The organism is Caballeronia sp. S22, from assembly GCF_964261745.1.
Lineage (GTDB): Bacteria > Pseudomonadota > Gammaproteobacteria > Burkholderiales > Burkholderiaceae > Caballeronia > Caballeronia jiangsuensis.
On record NZ_OZ180035.1, the window covers coordinates 3,000,733 to 3,022,412 of the forward strand.

18 protein-coding genes are annotated in these 21,680 nt (G+C 61.4%); 4 read left to right on the top strand and 14 right to left on the bottom strand.

All coding sequences use genetic code 11. From position 1 onward, the window contains the following. Positions 1-260 precede the first annotated feature (260 nt). From ACEN42_RS14040 to ACEN42_RS14080, 9 genes are all read right to left on the bottom strand, one after another. Positions 261-911: a response regulator transcription factor gene (locus ACEN42_RS14040; protein WP_238209684.1), complete on the bottom strand. Its 651-nt coding sequence runs from the start codon at positions 909-911 to the stop codon at positions 261-263. A 111-nt stretch (positions 912-1,022) separates the two neighbouring features. Then, positions 1,023-1,853: a response regulator gene (locus ACEN42_RS14045; RefSeq protein ID WP_371880245.1), complete on the bottom strand. Its 831-nt coding sequence runs from the start codon at positions 1,851-1,853 to the stop codon at positions 1,023-1,025. Continuing rightward, a complete protein-coding gene (locus tag ACEN42_RS14050; protein ID WP_371880246.1) occupies positions 1,828-2,490 on the bottom strand; it encodes a response regulator in 663 nt (220 codons plus the stop codon). The genes ACEN42_RS14045 and ACEN42_RS14050 overlap by 26 nt, the downstream gene beginning before the upstream one ends. 682 nt (positions 2,491-3,172) lie before the next feature. Then, positions 3,173-3,592 carry a hypothetical protein gene (locus tag ACEN42_RS14055; protein WP_371880247.1) on the bottom strand — a complete coding sequence of 140 codons (420 nt, stop codon included), beginning with the start codon at positions 3,590-3,592 and terminating at the stop codon, positions 3,173-3,175. Continuing rightward, on the bottom strand, positions 3,592-5,592 hold the full coding sequence (locus ACEN42_RS14060; protein WP_371880248.1) for an integrase: 2,001 nt from the start codon (positions 5,590-5,592) through the stop codon (positions 3,592-3,594). The genes ACEN42_RS14055 and ACEN42_RS14060 overlap by 1 nt, the downstream gene beginning before the upstream one ends. Beyond that, a complete protein-coding gene (locus tag ACEN42_RS14065; protein ID WP_371880249.1) occupies positions 5,522-7,207 on the bottom strand; it encodes a tyrosine-type recombinase/integrase in 1,686 nt (561 codons plus the stop codon). Before ACEN42_RS14065 ends, ACEN42_RS14060 begins: the two co-directional genes overlap by 71 nt. Continuing rightward, entirely contained in the window at positions 7,204-8,397 is a 1,194-nt protein-coding gene (locus tag ACEN42_RS14070) for a tyrosine-type recombinase/integrase (protein WP_371880250.1), read from the bottom strand. The genes ACEN42_RS14065 and ACEN42_RS14070 overlap by 4 nt, the downstream gene beginning before the upstream one ends. Positions 8,398-8,650: 253 nt before the next feature. Then, a complete protein-coding gene (locus ACEN42_RS14075) occupies positions 8,651-9,193 on the bottom strand; it encodes a single-stranded DNA-binding protein (protein WP_371880251.1) in 543 nt (180 codons plus the stop codon). A gap of 117 nt (positions 9,194-9,310) precedes the next feature. After that, positions 9,311-10,513 (bottom strand): MFS transporter, encoded by a 1,203-nt coding sequence (locus ACEN42_RS14080; protein ID WP_371880252.1) that lies wholly within the window; start codon positions 10,511-10,513, stop codon positions 9,311-9,313. A gap of 341 nt (positions 10,514-10,854) precedes the next feature. Here ACEN42_RS14080 and uvrA point away from each other — a divergent pair, with 341 nt between their 5' ends. After that, positions 10,855-13,728, top strand: a complete 2,874-nt coding sequence (gene uvrA / locus ACEN42_RS14085) for an excinuclease ABC subunit UvrA (protein WP_187607446.1) — start codon at positions 10,855-10,857, stop codon at positions 13,726-13,728. Positions 13,729-13,837: 109 nt separating this feature from the next. Next, positions 13,838-14,929: an AI-2E family transporter gene (locus ACEN42_RS14090; RefSeq protein ID WP_187607445.1), complete on the top strand. Its 1,092-nt coding sequence runs from the start codon at positions 13,838-13,840 to the stop codon at positions 14,927-14,929. A gap of 68 nt (positions 14,930-14,997) precedes the next feature. Here the strand turns inward: ACEN42_RS14090 and purU are convergent, their stop codons facing one another. From purU to ACEN42_RS14115, 5 genes are read right to left on the bottom strand one after another with little or no spacing between them, the layout of a single operon-like run. Then, positions 14,998-15,867 carry a formyltetrahydrofolate deformylase gene (gene purU / locus ACEN42_RS14095; RefSeq protein ID WP_035497603.1) on the bottom strand — a complete coding sequence of 290 codons (870 nt, stop codon included), beginning with the start codon at positions 15,865-15,867 and terminating at the stop codon, positions 14,998-15,000. A gap of 31 nt (positions 15,868-15,898) precedes the next feature. Further along, on the bottom strand, positions 15,899-16,744 hold the full coding sequence (locus ACEN42_RS14100) for a DUF4743 domain-containing protein (RefSeq protein WP_371880253.1): 846 nt from the start codon (positions 16,742-16,744) through the stop codon (positions 15,899-15,901). Between the two features lie 13 nt (positions 16,745-16,757). Then, positions 16,758-17,369: a LysE family translocator gene (locus tag ACEN42_RS14105; protein ID WP_371880254.1), complete on the bottom strand. Its 612-nt coding sequence runs from the start codon at positions 17,367-17,369 to the stop codon at positions 16,758-16,760. 1 nt (position 17,370) lies between these two features. Continuing rightward, positions 17,371-17,937, bottom strand: a complete 567-nt coding sequence (locus ACEN42_RS14110) for an adenine phosphoribosyltransferase (protein WP_371880255.1) — start codon at positions 17,935-17,937, stop codon at positions 17,371-17,373. A gap of 60 nt (positions 17,938-17,997) precedes the next feature. After that, positions 17,998-19,992 carry a monovalent cation:proton antiporter family protein gene (locus ACEN42_RS14115; protein ID WP_035497599.1) on the bottom strand — a complete coding sequence of 665 codons (1,995 nt, stop codon included), beginning with the start codon at positions 19,990-19,992 and terminating at the stop codon, positions 17,998-18,000. A 160-nt stretch (positions 19,993-20,152) separates the two neighbouring features. On the opposite strand from ACEN42_RS14115, the gene kdsD reads away from it, so the two are divergent. Together kdsD and ACEN42_RS14125 are read left to right on the top strand one after the other, a co-directional pair. Beyond that, complete coding sequence (gene kdsD, locus ACEN42_RS14120; RefSeq protein WP_238285248.1) at positions 20,153-21,136, top strand: arabinose 5-phosphate isomerase KdsD; 984 nt, start codon at positions 20,153-20,155, stop codon at positions 21,134-21,136. Further along, the gene (locus ACEN42_RS14125) at positions 21,136-21,675 is read left to right on the top strand and encodes a KdsC family phosphatase (protein WP_371880256.1); all 540 of its coding nucleotides are present in this window, start codon (positions 21,136-21,138) and stop codon (positions 21,673-21,675) included. Before kdsD ends, ACEN42_RS14125 begins: the two co-directional genes overlap by 1 nt. Positions 21,676-21,680 lie beyond the last annotated feature (5 nt).

The window sequence follows — 21,680 nt, forward strand, 5'->3', positions numbered from 1 at the left end:
TGAGAAGAAGCAAACAACGCGCGAACAAAAATCTCAATTCGAACCCCTCGGTACGGCGACTCCGGCCACAAAAAAGTTACCTGGCCGGCTGGGCAAGCCCACGAAGGAGTCAGTTCGCCGTTTTCGACGGATGAGTGCCCCTGTGCTTCGCGCCTGCCTGTCAAACCAAATGAGTTGAGTCTGACCCGCAACCTGTCAGAATCGAATCAGAACCGTCCCAATTTGCTCCGAGATTCCGCACGACCGGTGGCCGCGACGTTTCAGATCAGGCAGACCTTCTGCAGATATGCAACCAGTTCCTCTTCGCTTTCGAGGCCCAGCTTGCGCATGCCGCTTCGCTTTTGCGTTGCAATCGTCTTGCGGCTTCGCCCGAAGTGATCCGCGATTTCCTGAATCAGAAGGCCGCGCGCGTAGAGTTGGAACACTTCCCACTCGCGTCGGCTCAATACGCCCGCGCGCGCCGGCGACGTCCCCGACATATGCCTGACCGCCGCCTCCACGCAGGGTGAAAGGAAGCAGCCACCCGCCTCGACCACCGATATCGCATCGAGTAAATATTCGAGTCCGTCGCGCTTGTCGATTACGCCGTCCACCCCGAGTTGAACGAGGCCCGCCAACATTCGCGTGTGCGAAATCATCGTGAGGACGATGACCTTCGGGCGACTCTCCTGCCACGCCAACCGCCGGAGAAAGCCGATCGAACTGCTTTCGCCGTCGATGCCGCGCATGCCGATATCCGAGAAAACGAAGTCGCACGGTGTCGTATCGACTGCTTCGGCAAGCTCCAATGTGTCCCGAGCAGTCGCGACCACGCGTATCGCGCCGTGGCGCTCCAGGAAGCTTTGAATGCCCTTGATAACGACCGGATGGTCGTCCGCAACAATCGCCCTTTTTAGCGTTTTTGTTCTCATTGTTTGTGCGTTCTGTTGAGGTTGGTCCGGTGCGCAACAGTCGTCAATCGACTGCGCGCTGTCTCCTTGCCGGCCTCGATTGACTACGCGCCCTCTGCGCGGCGCAATCCGCTAGATCAATCCGCTGTCTGAGATAAATCGATACAAATCAGCGTCAGTCGATAAATCGAGCTTTCGCATGGCCGCGCACTTTTGTGCGCTGATCGTCTTCACGCTACGGCCGAGTTCCTTGGCGATCTCTGTGACGTTCGCGCCTCGCGCATAACGTTCAATCACTTCTAGTTCGCGGCTCGTTAGTTTCTGCCGAATGAAACGTGCGTGACTTTCGGCGTCAGCCAGCGCCAGCGTTCTACGAATTCCTGGTCCGAGGTAAGTCTCATTGGCGATGACCGAAACGATGGCTACGTAAATCAGGTCGAGTCTGTCCTCTTTGCTCAGGAACGCATGCGCGCCCGCTTGCAGTGCACGTTTGACGACCGTGGCGTCGTCGTTGCGAGACAGGACGACAATGCGGACCTCGGGATACCGGTTCGCAATATGCTGTATCAACTCGATGCCGTCGCCATAGCGCCCGCCCGGCATGAAGAAGTCGATAATCGCTACGTCACATTCGCCGCGAGCGAGCGACTCTTCGAGCTGTGTCGAATTTGCGTTGCGACTTACAACTTCCACACTGGGAAAATTCCCGGCAAAACGCTCGATTGCAAGGATGACGAGGGGATGATCATCCGCTATCGCCAGTCTTATCCGTTTAGCGTGCGAGAATACTTGGCTCCCGTTCCCGAACTCCATTGACTCAAACCTCTTCTCGTATTGCGGATTCGACTCAGAATCCAAAAATGAAACGGAAGCATCGGATATCGAAGCATTTAGATACATAAGAGGCATCCGAAATGAAAAAAGCAAATCGAAATAATCATCCCAGTCCGCGTGCGCGAACAAAGGCGAACAATCCGGGGTCATTTCTTACACCGAGCTTATTCATCGCATCGCGTTTCTGACGACTAACGGTGCGGACATCGCGCTCGAGTTCTTTCGCGATCTCCGTAATTGAATGACCTTTGGCAAACAAGCGAACGACTTCGATCTCTCGCGGAGAAAGCCGCGGTTCCTCATCGGAAAAGTCGGTCTCCGTTCCCGCCTCCGCGAGCGCGGCGACAAACGACGCGCTGACGAAGCGACGTCCGACGCTCGCATGCCGCACGGCCGTCCCCACGAGTTCGATCGGCTCGGCCTTGCTGACGAGGCTCATGGCGCCAGCGTTCAAAATGGAGCGCAGGATCGCGACGTTGCTTACGCTGGTGAGCACGACGATGCTGATGTCCGCGAACTCCTGACGCACCTTGCGGATGAGACGAAGGCCGTCATTTGCATCGACTCCCGGCTCGGGCATGGCAAAGTCTGTGACCAAAACGTCGCATGGCGTGACGGCGAGCTCGGCCAGCAAAGTGCTCGCATTATTCGCCTCGCCGACGACCTCCATTCCGTGGTCTGCGGCAAAGAGCCCTTTCATCCCTAGGAGTACGAAAGGATGATCGTCAGCCAATACGATTCGAAGCTTCAAGGGGCCCCCGTTCAAGTTGTTGGTCTTGGTGAGTTTGCTTGGGTCGGCCTTGCTCGGGGGATTAATCCGAGCCAATCGACATAGGCATGTTTCGTCCGAATTTGTGTTTAGTTAAATACGACGAACAAATTCGCTTACAAATACCTAAATCAATGACGGCAAGCAAATAATTACTACTCTTGTATTTTCTTGAAAAATCACTTTCAAAATAGATTGCGAATATTTAACAGACCATAGGAGAAGTCCGATTAGGCTTCGAAGCCTTTCGGTTCCATTCCGGGCGCACCCGTCGTCCATGCGATTCCAAGAGATTAATATGCGCAGGCGGGAAAAGGGTGAGCGGGCAACATAATTCAGAAAACGCCCTGTCGGGACGAAAAAGATGGGCCTCGGGCTATGTCAGCCGGAGGCCCATCTTTCGATGCGCGAATCGTTATCGGTGGGTCAGAACGGTTCTGTTTCGACTGCCTGTCAACATTTGTCGCAGACGCCTTGTGGGCACCGCGTCGGAGAAGAATAGCTTCGAGGCTCCGTAAATATTGGCCGACCGAGCGGCTTTTTTCGATGCGCCGAGCGCGGGAGTGAAGCCAGTTTAGATGCCGCCTACGATGAAGCAACGCGGAATGAAGACGAATTCATACGCGCTTTTAACTTTCGTGCAGCTTGCCGAACTCGAGTGCTGCTTCGAGGCAATGCGTTATCGTCGATGCTGCTCGTCGATCGGGCCGTCCAACTCGTCAACGCTCAGTCCTCGCCGTGAGCAGTGGTAGGCAATACGCTGCCAGCGTTCGATCCACGCCCGCTCGGCTGCCTCGTAATGGCTGAGCTGCTCACGCAAACTTTGGATCATCTGATCGAGGTACAGGATCTCGTCACTGGTCGATCGCGTCCGAGAACGACGTTTAGGCTTGTCCAGCGCGCGCTTGGCCGCCTGGTAGGCTCGCAAGATCGGTGGATGGCGGCTCAACGCTTGCCGCGTATAGCCAGAGCAATCCTCAATGCGCCCCCACGTCAAGTTTCGTCCCAATTCGCCGGCCCGCCAGCGATGCAGTTCAGCAATGATGCTGGCCATCTTGCCTTCGTCGAGTTTTGCGTTGGCACGGATCGATCTGACCATCACGGACCTTCTTTTTCAATATAGCGTGCAAGCTCAGTCTGGTCGAAGCCGAGCAACGCGAGTTGAGTCATCAACTGGACATACTTGGACTGCAGGTGCGTGGCCCAGTCCGGCGCCATGACGCCATCATGTGCAAGCTCGCGAGTCGTCTCCAAGCTGATGCTGACGACCGCTGCCTGACGCTTCAGTTCGTCGGCGCGTTCGAGGTCGCCGTCACGCCAGACATAGTCATTGCAATCGGCCGTACACTGCAGATGCCGCGGACACGGCGACATCTGGAAGTCGTGCAAACACATACCCGGGCCGACGTCATGCACCGCTTGAATTCGGGCTGCGAGAAACGTCTTCGCACGATCGGCTGGAAGCGTTCCGGCGATATCGGCGACTACGCCTTTCATGCGGCCACCCATGACCTCGCTCACCACGTGCGCGGCCCGCTCGACGGCTGTCATGTGCTGGTAGGCCTTCGTGTCCGCCGGATACTTGCGGCCAAACCACTTCGTCTGGACCAAATCCGGCGCACCGCCTTCATCCAGCAGGTGATTGAGGAAGTGGCGGAAGCCATGTGAGCGGATATCGATGTTCCCTCCACCCTCCATCACCATCTTGTGACGTTCGAAGACCGAAGCACATTCGCCCCGACCACCCAGGAAGTCGCTGACGTTCTGATCCGTAATGGGACGCGCCGCATAGCAGAGAGTTGTCCTGGTTCCCCGATGCATCTGGTTGGCATAGACCACGCAAAGCGCTTCGTGCAGCATCAGGCTAGATCCGGCGCCGCCCGGGATGACTGGCTTTGTCCAATGATCTTGCAGCAGGCCTTTATGCAGATCTGCCCGGCGCACCTGAACTCTTCCGCCCACGAGTCGATGAGGGATGTCCCGACATCTGAGGAATTGCATCACATTGGTGCTTCTCAGACCGAGCACCGAAACAAGCTCAGCGCTATTCACCTCACTCGGGCACTGCGCATCAGCGAGTAAATCCTGCGTCTCGTTGTAGCGTTGAGATACGCTGCGTGCGCCTTCAGTCGCCAGATGCATTTCTGCGAGTACCTCTTCGACGAGAGTTTCCGTCTCGCCAAGCAGCGGCTTATGCGTCCACTCGACCGCGACATCATCTGCCCTGCCTTTGAGCCGGGCATACCGTAGGGCCTTGCTGCCATCCTGAGCCGACGAGAGCGGCCGAGCCGGCAAGGTCAAGACTTCTCCGATACGCAGCCCGGTGCAAACCATCAGCGTCGCAACCAGCACGATGATGCGGTCTGCGCTCGCCGGATCGGTGGAGGGTAGACCGCGGGGAATGCTCTGGTACAGCGCGCCGATGGCCTGTATCGCGCGTTCGTCGGGAAGGCGCTCGCGCGGCTTGATGCCGCCGACATTACCTGGACGCCTACCGTCGCTGGAGAAACGAGGACGAAGCTTGCGACGGTAGCGCCAGTCAAGCCGTAGCCGGCACAGGCCATTGCGATCCAGCATATCGGCGAACTCTTCCATGTGACCTATTACCTTGTAAGCCGATGATTCGCGTTCCCGCTCGAACAGAGCATCCGCTGCAGCATCCAGATGATCGGCGCTCAGCTCGCTGATCTCGTACGCACGATCGGCCAGCGCCTCATACACGTAGCGCGTGGCGCGTACGAACACCATATGACTGATTGCAGACTGGCCACGTTGGCGGTGCCGCATGCAAACCAGCGCTTTCACCACGTCGCCAAATGAACCGCCCAGTGCCTTGCCCAGCTTCCGTGGTCCCGCCCCATGTCGCGTGAACAGCAGTCGCTGCACAGGTTTGTCGGCTTTATAGCCACGCATGCGATGCCGGTACGCTTCCGACACATCCCAGATCACGCTCTTCCACTCGACGCCCGCAAAGGGGATAACTGCCTGCGCATGAGCAATTAGCGTTGCTTCATTAACAATCCAATTCTTAGAGAGCGCCCCGACTACGCAATAAGGCGCCGCCATTGATTTGCGCGATCTTGCCGGTTCCATGGTCATTGCCCTCCACCACATCGACGACCTGAGCGACTGCGTAGATCACATCGTCCAGTTGCACCGCGATGCGGGTTCCGTATCGTTCAGCACGTGCTTCACGACCCGCGAGCAAAGCATCGAGCACCGCGCGGTGGTCTGCCTGCGCATAGGGTTGGAACTTGGGACACACGTAGCAGGAGAACGGCGGATCTAGCGCGCACAAGCCGCTTTTGCCACATGAGCCGATATTCACTGGATCGATTGCCCTCATGTCGCCAACAAAGACGACACGCTTGTCCTGCCGCTCGCCGTTGATTGCGTGATCGCTTGACGGGACGACCCTGCCTCTGAACAAAGCCATCAACGGCCCGAGTTTCAGCGCTGCCGCGCGATCGAGGATGCGCGTCATGCGCCGGCCTTTAAGCGCGTAGTAGACGTGGACGTGTTGCGTATCGGAGTGGTCAAGCATCGTTGCCAACATGCCTCTCGAAACGCCAAGCTCCACCATCGTCGTCGCGAACGTGTAGCGCAATCGACGCGGCGCGATTCGAATGCGACGCAAGGTGCGCGGCGAGACAAGCGACATTCGTTGCGCGAATCCCTTCACTAGGTCGGCGAACTGGTAGGACGTTATATGGTAGGCAAACTCGCCCATGTCAGTGTCCTGGCGCCACTTGTCTACCCGGTTGCGCATGAAGAGCGGTCTGGGGTAGCGGCCGCAGTCGACTGTCTTGTTGACCTCGAGTAATTGCCGCAACAGCGTCAACAGTTCTTCACTTACTCGCTCTTCGACGAACGCTTGTCGTGGACCGACGCCACGCTTCTTGATTCTCGGAATAGACAGCATCCATTGCGCGGGCACCGCGAATCCCTCAAGCGAATTGCGCAGGTCGGTCTCGCGCAACAGGCAGAAGTTGGCTGGATTGCGCCCGTAGGCGAGGCTGAGCGCCGTCGCCACGCGCTGCATGACGTCGACGCGCTGCATTGAGGCGTCATCGTTCAACGCTCGACGCAGCACTGTCACTTCAACATCCCACAACGGACCGCAATCTTCGTCTTCGAGTTCTACAGCCAGTTTTGACGGCCGTGCCGGAATTCGTATCTCATCAAGATCCTGTGCGAACGACTTGTCGAATCCAAGGCCAGTGAGCATTTCGGCGCACCAGACGTACCACCGACGGATCACGTAGAAGCTGGCAAGTTGTTTCGACTCGCGCAGCGTTTGGATCGAACTTTCTACTACCGCGCGCAATGCCGGGCGAAGATCCTGAGGATTGTCTATGTCGCTGAGGCCCTCCCAGAGACTCGCCCGACGCGACGAGACGACTCTTCGACTTTCTATTGCCCTCCCAGCAAGCACGCTCGTTATTGTCTTTACAGCTTGCCCGACACTGGCTCCGGATTTTTGCGTTGTGAGCATGATGGCCCAGCGACGGAGCGCGTAACTCACGATGACGTTGCTCACTTCGAGACGCGGCCAATTGATGGCGACGTGCGCGGTTGCAGCGTTGCATCGCCAGCTAACGCCACTCAGATCCACTCGTCTACCATCTCGGTCGATCTCGCCTTCGGGCAATCGAGGCAGTCCATAACGCCACAGGTGTGTGGCCATCGCCCGATTCACATCGTCGTTGGTCATGATTTCCCCTCCGATCGCGCGAACAAGGTGACCTGATAGCGCAGCCCGATTTCGTGCGCCTCTCGTCGGATGGCCGCGTCGATATACGGCTTAACTGAGTCCGCTGAGCGCCATCCAAAGAAGTACATCATGTTTCTCGTCACGCGTTCGTCGTCGAGACCGTTAGCGAGCCCGGCTGCCCTGAATTCGGTGGCACATGTGCTTCTCAACTGATGGGGGTGGAGATGCTCGAACTCGGGATGAGACGCGACGACTTGGCTCAGAATCCCATTGACACGTACAAGGCTCAAGGGGCCGCCGTTGCGATTCAAGAACAAGAAGGGCATGTGCGAAGCACCCGGTATTCGCCGACGAGAGCCACAAATGTAGTCGTTGAGTATCCGTGCCAGAGACCGGTCGCACGGTACGTGTCTTGGCTCTGTTTTTACTTGCGGCTCGGCCACCCGCGGATCAGCGGCATCATCAGGTGCCCGCACGATGCGCACGGCGGGAGCATCGCCGGATAGCAAACAATCTGAGACCCGCAGCTTGAGCAACTCTCCTCGCCGCACACCCAGCATCGCTAAGAGCAGAACGATGAGGTAGTTGCGCTGCCGATACGGCGCCTTCCAAGGATTTTCGGGACAGTCGGGATGGCAGACCTTGATGAGCCTGTCTAACTGCTCCGAGGATAACGGAGCGGCATGCTCCGCCGAGGTCCGTCCGGCTTGGGCGAGCGTCGCGAAGCAACGCTGCGTGAAACTCACTCTCGACTGGATGTCCGCGATCTCAGGCGCGCCAACCGGCAAGGCTGACATCGCGCACTCGAGGTGCCAGGTGATGCATTTAGCGACGACGTTGAGCCGGAAGGCTACGGTACTCGGCGCAACGACGAGTTTTGTCACTTTGCCCGACGTCTGGAAATCACGCCGCAACCAGGGGTACAGGCGGCTCACAATTTCATCCTGACTCAAGCCATGGCCAGAAACGAGTCGCGCTTGAAGCGGGAAGCGCTCGGATGTCGACCAGGTCCACAACTGTCCGAGCACGTACAGCGTCTTGATCAGGCTATTCATTGATAGCCGCAGGCGCAGGCGCTTGATCAGGTAGACGTTGATCCATGTGACAGGTTGTCGATCCGCGTCCAGCAATGCGGGCAGACGCTCACCGCCTGGATGCCGAATCACAATGATGTGGAATCGCGCGCTCATGGAGGCCTCCGCACACGCATGCGATCCAACCTAGGTAATGTTTACGTCTTTTCCGTGACAACGCTTGCTGAAGGCCGTCCGGCCTAGTTCGCAGCCGGAAATTGACCATCGCGGCTTACGAGCGCAAAAACGCGGGAGCCGCGGTACCCCTTCGTTTACTGTTGCAGCCTGTCAACTTCCCGCAGGCCCTTATAGAAAAAGAAAAACCCCGCACTAAGGCGGGGTCGATCTTTACACTCTCGGTTACGAAACTTCAGAACGGGATATCGTCGTCCATGTCGTCGAAGCCGCCGCCTGCCGGCGCACTCGGACGGCTCGAACCGCCGCCGGCGCCACCAGCGCCACCCGCGCCGCCGCCGCTCGGGCGTCCGCCTGCGGGTGCGCGCCCGCCGCCGCCGCCGGAACGCTCCATCGGCGCGCTGCGGCTGTAGCCGCCGTCATCGCCGCCGCCGGCCGCGCCGCCACGGCCGCCGAGCATCTGCATCTGATCCGCGACGATCTCCGTCGAATAGCGCTCCTGGCCCGATTGATCGGTCCATTTGCGCGTGCGGATACGCCCTTCGATATACACCGACGAGCCCTTCTTCAGATATTCGTTCACGATCTCCGCGAGTCGGCCGAAGAACGCCACGCGATGCCACTCCGTGAGTTCCTTGAACTCGTTGGAGGCCTTGTCCTTGTATCGGTCCGTCGTCGCGAGACGAATGTTCGCCACGGCGTCGCCGCTCGGGAGGTAGCGGGTTTCCGGGTCGGCGCCCAGATTGCCCACGAGAATGACCTTGTTGACTGATGCCATGATTTCTCCGGTAGATTCCTTGCTAACTGTCAGCCGAATGCTGCAATCGGACCGATTCCGTCTTCAGACGTAATTCGTCCACACCATGCCGGCTTGATTCGATGATTCAAATATCGCTCAGGCGGCGCGCCCGGTTCTGCGCGGCGGCGGTTTCATCCATGCCGCGACGAGGAGCCACGCGAGCACCAGCGCCGAACAAGCGTAGAAGACCGCGCTCGGCCCGTCGAGCTTCAGCAGCCAGCCGCCGATCACCCCGCCAAGGGCAAGGCCAATCGACTGTGTCGTGTTGTACACGCCCGCCGCCGCGCCCTTTCTCGTGCCCGGTGCGAGCTTCGACACGAGCGACGGCTGCGACGCCTCCAACACGTTGAAGCCGAGAAAGTACACGAACAGAATGGCAGCCACGGACCACAGCGTATGGGGAGCGGCGCCCAATAACAACTGGCCGATCAGGATAAGCCCGATCGCACTCAGCATGACGCTCTTCATTTTTCCACGTTTCTCGGCGGCGATGATCGCCGGAACCATCATCACGAAAGCGAGCGCCATCACGGGCAGGTAAATCTTCCAGTGCGACGCGACCGGCAGTCCGCCTTCCTCCAGAATGCGCGGCACGACGAGAAACAGCGCCGTCTGGGTGGCGTGCAGCACGAGCACCCCGAAGTTCAAACGGAGCAACTCGACGTTGTGCAGCACTTCGGCGAACGGTGCCTTCACGTGGACCGGATGCGCCGGCGGATCCGGCACGATCCAGAACACCACGCCGATCGCGAGGATCGACAGCACGCCGATGACCGTGAATAGCCCGCTCATGCCGACCCAGTGAAACACGATGGGCGCGCCGACGATCGCCACCGCGAACGACACGCCGATGCTGCCGCCGACCATCGCCATCGCCTTGGTGCGGTTTTCCTCGTGGGTCAGATCGGCGATGAACGCGATCACCGCCGACGACACCGCGCCCATGCCCTGAATCACACGCCCGGCGATGATCCACGCCATCGAATGCCCGATGGCCGCGACAAAGCTCCCGAGCGCGAACACCAGCAAGCCGAACGCGATGACGGGCTTGCGTCCGAACTTGTCGGAAACCCAGCCGTAGAAGATATAGAGCATGGACTGCGTGACGCCGTACGCGCCGAGCGCGATGCCGACGAGCAGCACGTTGTCGCCGCCGGGGATGGTTTTCGCATAGATGGAAAACACCGGCATGATCATGAAAAGACCGAGCATCCGCAGCGCGAAGATGGCGGCGAGCGACACGGTCGCCCGCAGCTCCGGCGCGGAGAGACGTGTAGACGTGGCAGACGGATTGGACATCAGAAACGGGAAAAGGATGAGGGTCGCGTATGGCCTGGCCTGCGGCGCAGCCAGGCGCGGTCGCCTTGTTCTTGCTCGAAACGGCACTATATGGAACGCATCGTGTGCGCGTACAGCTCGTCGCGCCGGCGCTCGCCCCGCAGATGGCCGGCAAGTCCCCGCGCCGGCCGATTGGCGTGCATCCGGCCCTTGGGCCCGGGAGCTGCGCCCTTTAAAAGTCGTTATAGTAGCAGGTTTGGCCCTCTCTCTTTCCGCCCGGCAATGGCTGTATGGCCCGTCCGTGCAGATGAAAGCGCCGCTGAAATCATCCGAAAGCACCCGAAAAACGCCGGAACGAACTCGTGGAAGAAATTCGCATTCGTGGGGCTCGCACCCACAATCTGAAGAACGTCAATCTCGACTTGCCGCGCCACAAGCTGATCGTGATCACGGGGCTGTCCGGGTCGGGCAAGTCGTCGCTCGCGTTCGACACCCTTTATGCGGAAGGCCAGCGCCGTTACGTGGAAAGCCTCTCGGCGTATGCGCGGCAATTTTTGCAGTTGATGGAAAAACCGGACGTCGATCTGATCGAAGGTTTGTCGCCCGCCATTTCGATCGAGCAGAAAGCCACGTCGCACAATCCGCGCTCGACCGTCGGCACCGTCACGGAAATCCACGACTATTTGCGTCTTTTGTACGCGCGCGTCGGTACGCCTTACTGCCCGGATCATCTGATCCCGCTGGAGGCGCAAAGCGTCTCGCAAATGGTCGATGCCGCGCTCGCGCTGCCCGAAGAAACCAAGCTGATGATCCTCGCGCCTGTGGTGGCGGATCGCAAGGGCGAGCACGTCGAACTGTTCGAGGAAATGCAGGCGCAGGGTTTCATCCGTTTTCGCATCCGCTCGGGCGGCGGCACTGCGAACGAGGGCGTCGCGAAAATCTACGAAGTCGATTCGCTGCCGAAGCTCAAGAAGAACGACAAACACACGATCGACATCGTGATCGACCGCCTGAAGGTGCGGCCGGACATGAAGCAGCGCCTCGCGGAATCGTTCGAAACCGCGCTGCGTCTGGCCGATGGCCGCGCGATCGCGCTCGAGATGGACACGGACAAGGAAAAGCTCTTCAGCTCGAAGTTCGCGTGCCCGATCTGCTCGTACTCGCTGCCGGAACTGGAGCCGCGCCTTTTCTCGTTCAACAATCCGATGGGCGCGTGCCCCGAGTGCGATGGCCTCGGCCAGATCACGTTCTTCGATCCGAAGCGCGTGGTCGCGCATCCGTCGCTGTCGCTCGCGGCGGGCGCGGTGAAGGGCTGGGACCGGCGCAACCAGTTCTATTTCCAGATGCTGCAGAGCCTCGCGGCGTTCTATGAATTCGAGATCGACGCGCCATTCGAGGACCTGCCCGAGAAAGTGCGCAAGATCCTCCTGTACGGCTCGGGCAAGCAGGCGATTCCGTTCTCCTACATCAACGAGCGCGGGCGCGCGTCGGTTCGTGAGCATGCGTTCGAAGGCATCATCCCGAATCTGGAGCGGCGCTATCGCGAGACGGATTCCGCCGCCGTGCGCGAGGAACTCGCGAAATACCAGAACAATCAGCCCTGCCCGGCCTGCGAAGGCACGCGTCTGCGGCGCGAGGCGCGCTTCGTGAAAGTCGGCGCCGACGATCAGGCGCGCGGCATCTACGAAATCAGCGGCTGGCCGCTGCGCGATGCGCTCGGCTATTTCCAGACGCTGCGCCTTGAAGGCGCGAAGGGCGAAATCGCCGACAAGGTGATCAAGGAAATCGTCGCGCGGCTCTCGTTTCTGAACAACGTCGGGCTGGATTATCTGTCGCTGGAACGCAGTGCCGAAACGCTCTCCGGCGGCGAGGCGCAGCGCATCCGGCTCGCGTCGCAGATCGGCTCCGGGCTCACCGGCGTGATGTACGTGCTCGACGAGCCGTCCATCGGCCTGCATCAGCGCGACAACGACCGGCTCATCGACACGCTCAAGCATCTGCGCGATATCGGCAATTCGGTGATCGTGGTGGAGCACGACGAGGACATGATCCGCATGGCGGATTACGTCGTCGATATGGGACCGGGCGCGGGCGTGCATGGCGGCGTGATCGTCGCGCAGGGCACGCCGGTTCAGGTGCAGAAAGACGCGAACTCAATCACCGGCCAGTATCTGTCCGGCAAGCGCACGATCAGTTACCCAACCGAGCGCACCGCGCCGGACGAGCGCATGCTGCGCATCGTCGAGGCGCACGGCAACAATCTGAAACGCGTGACGCTGGACCTGCCTGTCGGACTTTTGACCTGCGTGACGGGCGTGTCCGGCTCGGGCAAGTCGACGCTCATCAACGACACGCTGCAGCACGCGGTCGCGCAGCATCTGTACGGCTCGGCAACGGAGCCTGCGCCGTACGAGTCGATCGAAGGTCTGGAGCATTTCGACAAGGTGATCGCCGTCGATCAATCGCCCATTGGCCGGACGCCGCGGTCGAATCCGGCCACCTACACGGGCCTCTTCACGCCGATCCGCGAACTCTTCGCGGGCGTGCCGGCAGCCAAGGAGCGCGGCTACGATCCGGGCCGCTTCTCGTTCAACGTAAAGGGCGGACGCTGCGAAGCCTGCCAGGGCGACGGCGTGCTGAAGGTGGAAATGCACTTTCTGCCGGACGTCTACGTGCCCTGCGACGTATGCCACGGCAAGCGTTATAACCGCGAAACGCTCGAAGTCCAGTACAAGGGCAAGAACATCAGCGAAGTGCTGGATCTGACGGTCGAGGCGGCGCACGAGTTCTTCAAGGCGGTGCCGGTGGTCGCGCGCAAGCTGAGAACGCTGCTCGATGTCGGTCTCGGCTACATCAGGCTCGGCCAGTCCGCGACCACGCTGTCGGGCGGCGAAGCCCAGCGGGTGAAGCTTTCGCTGGAACTGAGCAAGCGCGATACCGGTCGGACGCTATATATCCTCGATGAACCGACGACCGGATTGCACTTCCACGATATCGCATTGCTGCTCGAAGTGATCCATCGGCTGCGAGATCAGGGCAACACGGTCGTCATCATCGAGCATAATCTCGACGTGATCAAAACCGCCGACTGGGTGATCGACCTCGGTCCGGAAGGCGGTGCGGGCGGCGGCCAGATCATCGCCCAGGGCACGCCGGAGCAGGTCGCGAAGTCAAAAGCGAGTTTTACCGGCAGATATCTGGCACCCTTGCTGCAACGGGCCAAATCGGCGGCTTGAACCACGGCGCCGGGCCTCGTGGCCGGGCGCCGCCAGCCGGACTGTTGGAATGCGCCGCTCGTCGCGGCACGAATAACCGTCGTACGCAGCAGGGGAAAGGAACGCAGTCATGCCGAAGCGCAACGAAGCTGCCAACGAGGAGGCGCGGGTACGGGACCTGCCCACACGCCACGTCAGGCTGACGAGCGACATGAGCTTGCCGAAGCTGTCCGCGGTGGAGATCGGCAGCTATATCCTCGCGCTCTTCGCGATGTGGCTGGTCCTCGATCTGAAACTGCTGGGCGGCCTTCTCGCCGGCATGCTCGTGTTCCAGCTCGTCCACATGATCTCGCCGGTCATCGAACGCCACGTGGTGAGCAAGGGCGCGCGACTCATTGCGGTCGGGCTGATTTCCGCGATCATCGTCGGCGGGCTGACGGGCGCCACCGTCGCCACCATCGAGCATTTCGAGCACGACGTGCCGAGCCTGCAAAAGCTGCTCGACCAGTTGATGACCATCACGTCGAGCGCGCGCCTGCGCGTGCCCGACTGGATCGCGAACTATCTGCCGGTCGATGCCGGCCAGATGAAGGACAAAGCTACCGAGCTGATGCACAGGCACGCCGAAATGCTTCAGCAAGGCGGCAAGGAGATGGCGCGCGGCTTTGGGCATATCCTGATCGGCATGATCATCGGCGCGATCATTGCGGTCAGCGCACCGCGGCCGTCGAATCATCGCCTGCCGCTGTCCACGGCGCTCATCGCGCGCGTGTCGCGCTTCGCCGACGCGTTTCGCCGCATCGTGTTCGCGCAGATCAAGATTTCGGCGATCAACGCCGTCTTCACCGCGCTTTATCTGCTCGTCGCGCTGCCGGTCTTTCACGAGAGATTGCCGCTCTCCAAGACGCTCGTGCTGGTGACGTTCATCGTCGGGCTGCTGCCGGTGATCGGCAATCTGATCTCCAATACGATCATCGTCGGGATTTCGCTGTCGGTGTCGTTCGGCACGGCGGTCGCGTCGCTCGCGTTTCTGATCGTCATCCACAAGCTCGAATACTTCCTGAATGCGCGCATCATCGGCGGCCAGATCGAGGCGCGCGCCTGGGAACTGCTTCTCGCGATGCTCGCAATGGAAGCCGCATTCGGCATTCCGGGCGTGGTCGCCGCGCCGATTTTCTACGCGTATATCAAGCGTGAGCTGATTTATCTGCGGCTTGTCTGATTCGATCCGGTCGCCATAAATGAAAACGCCCGCAATTTCTTGCGGGCGTTTCTGCATTTGAAGGGCGATTAACGGAACACGACCGTTTTGTGCCCGTTCAAAAGAATGCGATGCTCCGCGTGCCATTTCACCGCGCGCGCGAGCGTCACGCATTCGACGTCGCGGCCTATCGCCGTCAGTTGATCCGGCGTCATGTTGTGATCGACCCGCTCCACTTCCTGCTCGATGATCGGGCCTTCGTCGAGATCGGACGTGACATAGTGCGCGGTCGCGCCGATCAGCTTCACGCCGCGATCGAACGCCTGATAGTACGGCTTCGCGCCCTTGAAGCTCGGCAGGAACGAGTGATGGATATTGATCGCGCGGCCCGCGAGTTTCTCGCACATGTTCGCCGACAGAATCTGCATGTAACGCGCGAGCACGACGAGATCGGTATCGTGCTGATCGACGATTTCCAGCACGCGCGCTTCCTGCGCGGCCTTTGCATCCGGCGTCGCCTTCAGCAGCGGCAGATGATGGAACGGAATGTCGTAGCTCGCGGCGAGTTGATAGAAATCCTTGTGATTCGAGATGATCGCCGGAATCTCGATCTGCAACTGGCCGGTGCGATAGCGGAACAGCAGATCGTTCAGGCAGTGCCCGATCTTCGACACCATGATGACGACGCGCGGCTTCACCGAAGCGTCGTGCAGCTCCCAGCGCATGCCGAATTCGTCGGCGAGGTCGCTGAACGACTTGCGCAGCGCGTCGATACCGGGATCGCCGCCGACTTGCTGAAAATGCACGCGCATGAAGAACTCGCCCGTGCGGCTGTCGCCGAACTGCGCGGAGTCGAGGATATTGGCGCCGAGGTTGAACAGGAAACCCGACACGGCATGCACGATTCCCGGCCGGTCCGGGCACGACAACTTCAGGTAGAAACTATGTTCGGTCGACATGACCTTTCCTCGTTCGTTTGATTCTTGGTGTTCAGAGCGGCGGCGGATCGAAGAGCGCGTCGATACCTTCGCACGCGTCTTCGTCGATCCACTGGTGACGCAGCATGCAATCGAGCGTCGCGAGACTGGCGTCGACGGTGAGCTTGCCCTCCTCGATCCAGCGCGCGACCTCTTCGATACGTGCAAGACGATGCTCGCCGACTTCGCCGTCCTGGTTGCGCGGCGCGAAATCGGGCGGCAGCGAGACGTCGTAGACGAAGATCTGCTCGGCCTGCGTGCCTTCGGACAAGGATTGCAGCACATGAAACGTGCGGCCGCGCTCGGCGGTTTGCGCAAGCCCGGCGCTCATGCCCGCCTCTTCCCAGCATTCCTTCACGAGCGTCGGCATCAGTTCGAAGCCCCAGCCGATGCCGCCCGCCACGATGTTGTCGAGCATGCCGGGATCGGTCGCCTTCGTCTCGCTGCGGCGCGCGATCCACAACTGCGGCGGCTTATCGCGATATTTTACGATGCCGTTCAGATGCACCGCGTAGGTCATCGTGCCGAAGAAGCGCGACGCCGCACGCTCGATGAACGCGAGCGGCGGCGCGTCGAAGTCGTTGCGGATCGCGTAGGTTTCGTCGCGCCAGCCGGGAATCCGGCCTTCCGCGTACAACGCGCCGATGACCGCGCCAAGCGCGGCGCTGCGCGTATTCACATCGGCGAGCGATGCGTTCAGCCGAACCGATGTCTCGTCGATCCCGAAGACGTCGGGCCAGCGCCGCAGCGCGTCGACGTCGGTGCGGCGAATCCAGCCGACGCGTTCATCGCCGATGAAAAACGGCGCGTGCGCGGCAGCATCGAACTGGCGCGCGGAAATAATGGCAGGCAGCGTCATGCACAAACCCCGATCAGCGCAAGGCGACGCGAACGCCCAGCAGGATGAACGTCGCACCCGCGAGCCGGTCGAGCCACACGCCGACGCGCGGACGGCGCTTCAGCCATACGCCGATCATCCCCGCGCCGATGCCGAAGAGCGAAAACACGACGACCGTCTGCAGCATGAACAGTCCGCCGAGCTCGAACATCTGAAGCATCACGCTTTGCGCGCCATGCGGATCGACGAATTGCGGCAGGAACACGATGAAGAACAGCGTGACTTTCGGATTCAGCATGTTGCCGATCACGCTCTGGCGGAACACGGTCGAAAGCGGCTGGCTCGGGCGCGCGTGCGCCGTCGAGAGACCATGACTGCGCAAAGCCTTGATGCCGATCCAGACGAGATACGCCGCGCCCGCGAGCTTCACCGCCTGAAACGCGACCGGCGACGAACGCAGCAGCGCCGCGATGCCGAGCGCGGCGAGCGTCGTATGGAAGATCACGCCGAACGCGAAGCCGAGCGCGGCGACGACGCCCGCGAGACGTCCTTGCGAGATGCCGCGCGCGAGCACTTGCAGATTGTCCGGGCCGGGCGCAATCGTGATCGCGACCGATGCGGCAAGAAAGAGCAGAAAGTTGGGCATCTCAATGTCCGCCGAATTCGCACACCGTATAAAGCGGCACGCCGTTCGCGCGCAGCAGTTTCGAGCCGCCGAGATCGGGCAGATCGATAATCGCGGCCGCTTCCACCACTTCCGCGCCGAGCCGCTCCAGCAGGATCTTGCCGGCCATCATCGTGCCGCCTGTCGCGACCAGATCATCGACGATCACCACGCGATCGCCCGGCTTGCACGCATCCTCGTGAATCTCGACGGTCGCGCTGCCGTACTCCAGGTCGTACGACTGCGAGAGCGTCTTGTATGGCAGCTTGCCCTTCTTGCGGATCGGTACAAAGCCGAGACTCAGCTCGTACGCGAGAATCGGCCCGATGATGAAGCCGCGCGCATCCATGCCGGCGATCACGTTGACGTTCTCGTCGATATAGCGCTGCACGAACAGATCGATCAGCATGCGCAGCGCGCGTCGGTCTTGCAGGATCGTCGTGATGTCGCGAAACTGCACGCCGGGCTGCGGCCAGTTTTCGACGGTGCGCACGCGCTCCTTGATGAAACGCGCGGCGTCGAGCTGGGCGTTCGAAGGGGAAATGGACATGACTTCTCCGGAGTCCGCGCTGTGAGGCCGCGCGTTCGCCTTGGTGACAAAAGAGGATGACTACGCCGCCCGGCGGTTGCGCGAGAGCCGTTCCTCGGCTTGCGCAAGCACTTCGGGCAGGCCGCGCAGCACGACGATATCGTTCGCGCGCAGCTTGGTTTCGGGGTCGGGTTCGACGCCCCGGATGCCGTGGCGCCGGATCGCGGTCACCTCGACTCCATTGCCGACGAGCCCGAGATCGTCGAGCGAATGCCCGACGGCTTCGGAATTTGCGTCGATGGGTACGGATTGTAGCCGCACCTGCTCGTGGCCATCGTCGTCGTCGACATCGTCGGCGCCGTGGAAGTAGCCGCGCAGGAGGCTGTAGCGCGCGTCGCGCATTTCCTCGACGCGCCGCACGACGCGCCGCATCGGCACGCCCATCAGCACGAGCGTGTGCGACGCGAGCATCAGACTGCCTTCGACGATCTCCGGAATCACTTCCGTCGCGCCGGCGGCGGTGAGCTTTTCGAGATCGGCGTCGTCGACCGTGCGCACGATCACGGGCAAGGTCGGCGCGAGTTCGTGGATGTTGTGCAGCACGCGCAGCGCCGACGGCGTGTTCGCGTAGGTGATCGCGACGGTCGCCGCGCGATGCAGCCCCGCCGCGAGCAGCGACTCGCGCCGCCCGGCATCGCCGAACACGACCGATTCGCCCGCCGCCGCGGCTGCCGCGACGCGGTCCGGGTCCAGATCCAGCGCGACGTAGGAAATGCCTTCCTGCTCCAGCATGCGCGCGAGGTTCTGCCCCGCGCGGCCGTAACCGCAGATGATCACGTGGCCGCTCTGCTTGAGGCTTTGCGTTGCGATCTTCGTCATCTGCAGCGACTGCAGCATCCATTCCGTCGACGACAGCCGCAGCACAATCCGGTCCGCGTTCTGGATGATGAACGGCGCGGCGAGCATCGAGAGCAGCATCGCGGAGAGAATCGCCTGCAGGATGGTCGAGTTGACGAGATGCGAATCGAGGATCAGGTTCAGCAGCACGAAACCGAATTCGCCTGCCTGCGCAAGCCCGAGGCCCGTGCGCATCGCGACGCCCGGCGCCGCGCCGAACGCACGCGCGAGACCGGTGATCATCACGGCCTTGAGCAGGATCGGCACGACGAAAAAGCCGAGCACGAGCAGCGGATGTTCCCAGATCACGCGCGGATTCAGCAGCATGCCGGTGGTCACGAAGAAGAGACCGAGCAGCACGTCGCGAAACGGCTTGATGTCTTCTTCCACCTGATGCCGATACGGCGTCTCGGCGATCAGCATGCCCGCGATGAACGCGCCGAGCGCGAGCGACAGGCCGAACTTGTCGGTGATGAACGCCGCGCCCAGCGTCACCAGCAGCAGGTTCAGCATGAACAACTCTTGCGAGCGGCGCCGCGCGACGAGATCGAACCAGCGCGTCATGAACTTCTGGCCGATGAACAGCAGGACCGTCAACGCGACGACGATCTTCACCGCCGCGATGCCGAGCCACATCGCGAGCTGCGACGAATTGCCGTTGCCGAACGCCGCGATGATGATGAGCAGCGGCACGACCGCCAGATCCTGGAACAGCAGCACGCCGAAGATGTTGCGGCCATGCTCCGATTCGAGTTCGAGCCGCTCCGCGAGCAGCTTGCTGACAATGGCGGTGGAGGACATGGACATCGCGCCGCCGAGCGCGAAGCTCGCCTGCCACGACATCTCCATCCAGAAATTGGCGATCCAGCCGAAGATCAGCGCGAGCGCGATCGTCGCCGCAACCTGACTCGCGCCGAGGCCGAACACGATGCGCCGCATCGAGCGCAGTTTGGAGAGCGAAAATTCGAGCCCGATGGAGAACATCAGGAAGACGACGCCGAATTCGGCGAGATGCTGCGCGCGGTCAGAATCCGGCGCGATGCCCGCTGCATGCGGTCCCACGATGATGCCGACCGTCAGATAGCCGAGCATCGGCGGCAGGTTGAAATAGCGAAATACGACGACGCCTGCCACGGAGCAGAGCAGCAGCAACAGCGTCATTTCGAGCGGAGAGGTCATCCGGCTAGCGTCCTCGTTCGTCAGTGTTCCGAGGCGCGTGTTTCTGGCGCTCCGGCATCTTAAAAAGGCCCCTGACGACAGGGCTTGCGGGGGCGGATAGGCGGCGGCGCGCCGCGCTCCCGGCGGGGCGGCTCAGAAACGCCTTTGCTATACTCCGCGCATGATAGCGAAAATCAATGGCGACCGGGCACTGGCGCTGGCTCGCAACGTAATCCAGATCGAAGCCGACGCCGTTCGCGGGCTTTCCGAACTTCTCGACGAAAACTTCACGAGCGCGGTCGAAACGCTGCTCGCCTGTCGCGGCCGCGTGGTCGTATCGGGCATCGGCAAGTCGGGCCATGTCGCGCGCAAATTCGCCGCGACGCTCGCGAGCACCGGCACGCCCGCGTTCTTCGTGCATCCCGCCGAAGCGAGCCACGGCGACCTCGGCATGGTCACCGCCGACGACATCTTCATCGCGCTGTCCAATTCGGGCGAAACCGAGGAGCTTGTTGCCATTCTGCCGCTCATCAAGCGGCTCGGGGCGAAGCTGATCGCGATCACCGGCCGTCCCGAATCGAGTCTCGCGCAATTGGCCGACATGCACCTCAACGCGCGCGTCGAAAAGGAAGCGTGCCCGATGAATCTCGCGCCCACGGCCAGCACGACCGCCGCGATGGCGCTCGGCGACGCGCTCGCCGTCGCCGTGCTCGATGCGCGCGGCTTCGGTCCCGACGACTTCGCGCGCTCGCATCCGGGGGGCGCGCTCGGGCGACGTCTTCTCACCTACGTGCGCGACGTCATGCGCGTGGGCGACGAAGTGCCGGTCGTATCGCTCGACGCGACTGTTTCGGACGCGCTCTTCCAGATCACCGACAAGCGCATGGGCATGACGGCGGTCATCGACGCAAACCGTCACGTCCACGGTATTTTCACCGACGGCGACCTGCGCCGCATCCTGCAGCGCGACGGCGATTTCCGCGCGCTGAAGCTCGCCGATGTCATGACGCGCAATCCGCGCACGATCGCGCCGGATCATCTCGCGGTCGAAGCCGTGGAACTGATGGAGCGCTATCGCATCAATCAGATGCTGGTCGTGGACGCCGATGCGACTTTGATCGGCGCACTGAACATGCACGACCTCTTCTCCAAGAAGGTAATCTGATGGCGCAGAAGCCTCTCACCGCCGCCGAACGCGCGAGCCGCCTCAAGTTGATGGTATTCGACGTCGACGGCGTTTTCACCGACGGCAGCCTCTTCTTCACCGCCGACGGCGACGCGATGAAGTCGTTCAATTCGCTCGACGGCCACGGCGTGAAGATGCTGCAGTCCGTCGGCGTGCAGACGGCCATCATCACGGGCCGGCAGTCGGGCATCGTCGCGGCGCGTGCGCGCGAACTGGGCATCACGCATCTCTATCAGGGCGTCGCCGACAAAACCGTCGCGCTCGCCGAACTGCTCGATACGACCGGCATCGCCACCGACGAATGCGGCTATATGGGCGACGACTGGCCCGACCTCGCGGTCATGCGCCGCTGCGGCTTCGCGGCCGCGCCCGCGAACGCGCATCCCGAAGTGATCCAGCGCGTGCACTGGGTCGCGGAAGCGCGCGGCGGACACGGTGCCGTGCGCGAAGTCTGCGACGCGATCCTGCGCGCGCAACATCGCTACGACGAACTGCTCGCCGCGGCGCTCGGAGGCTGAAGCCC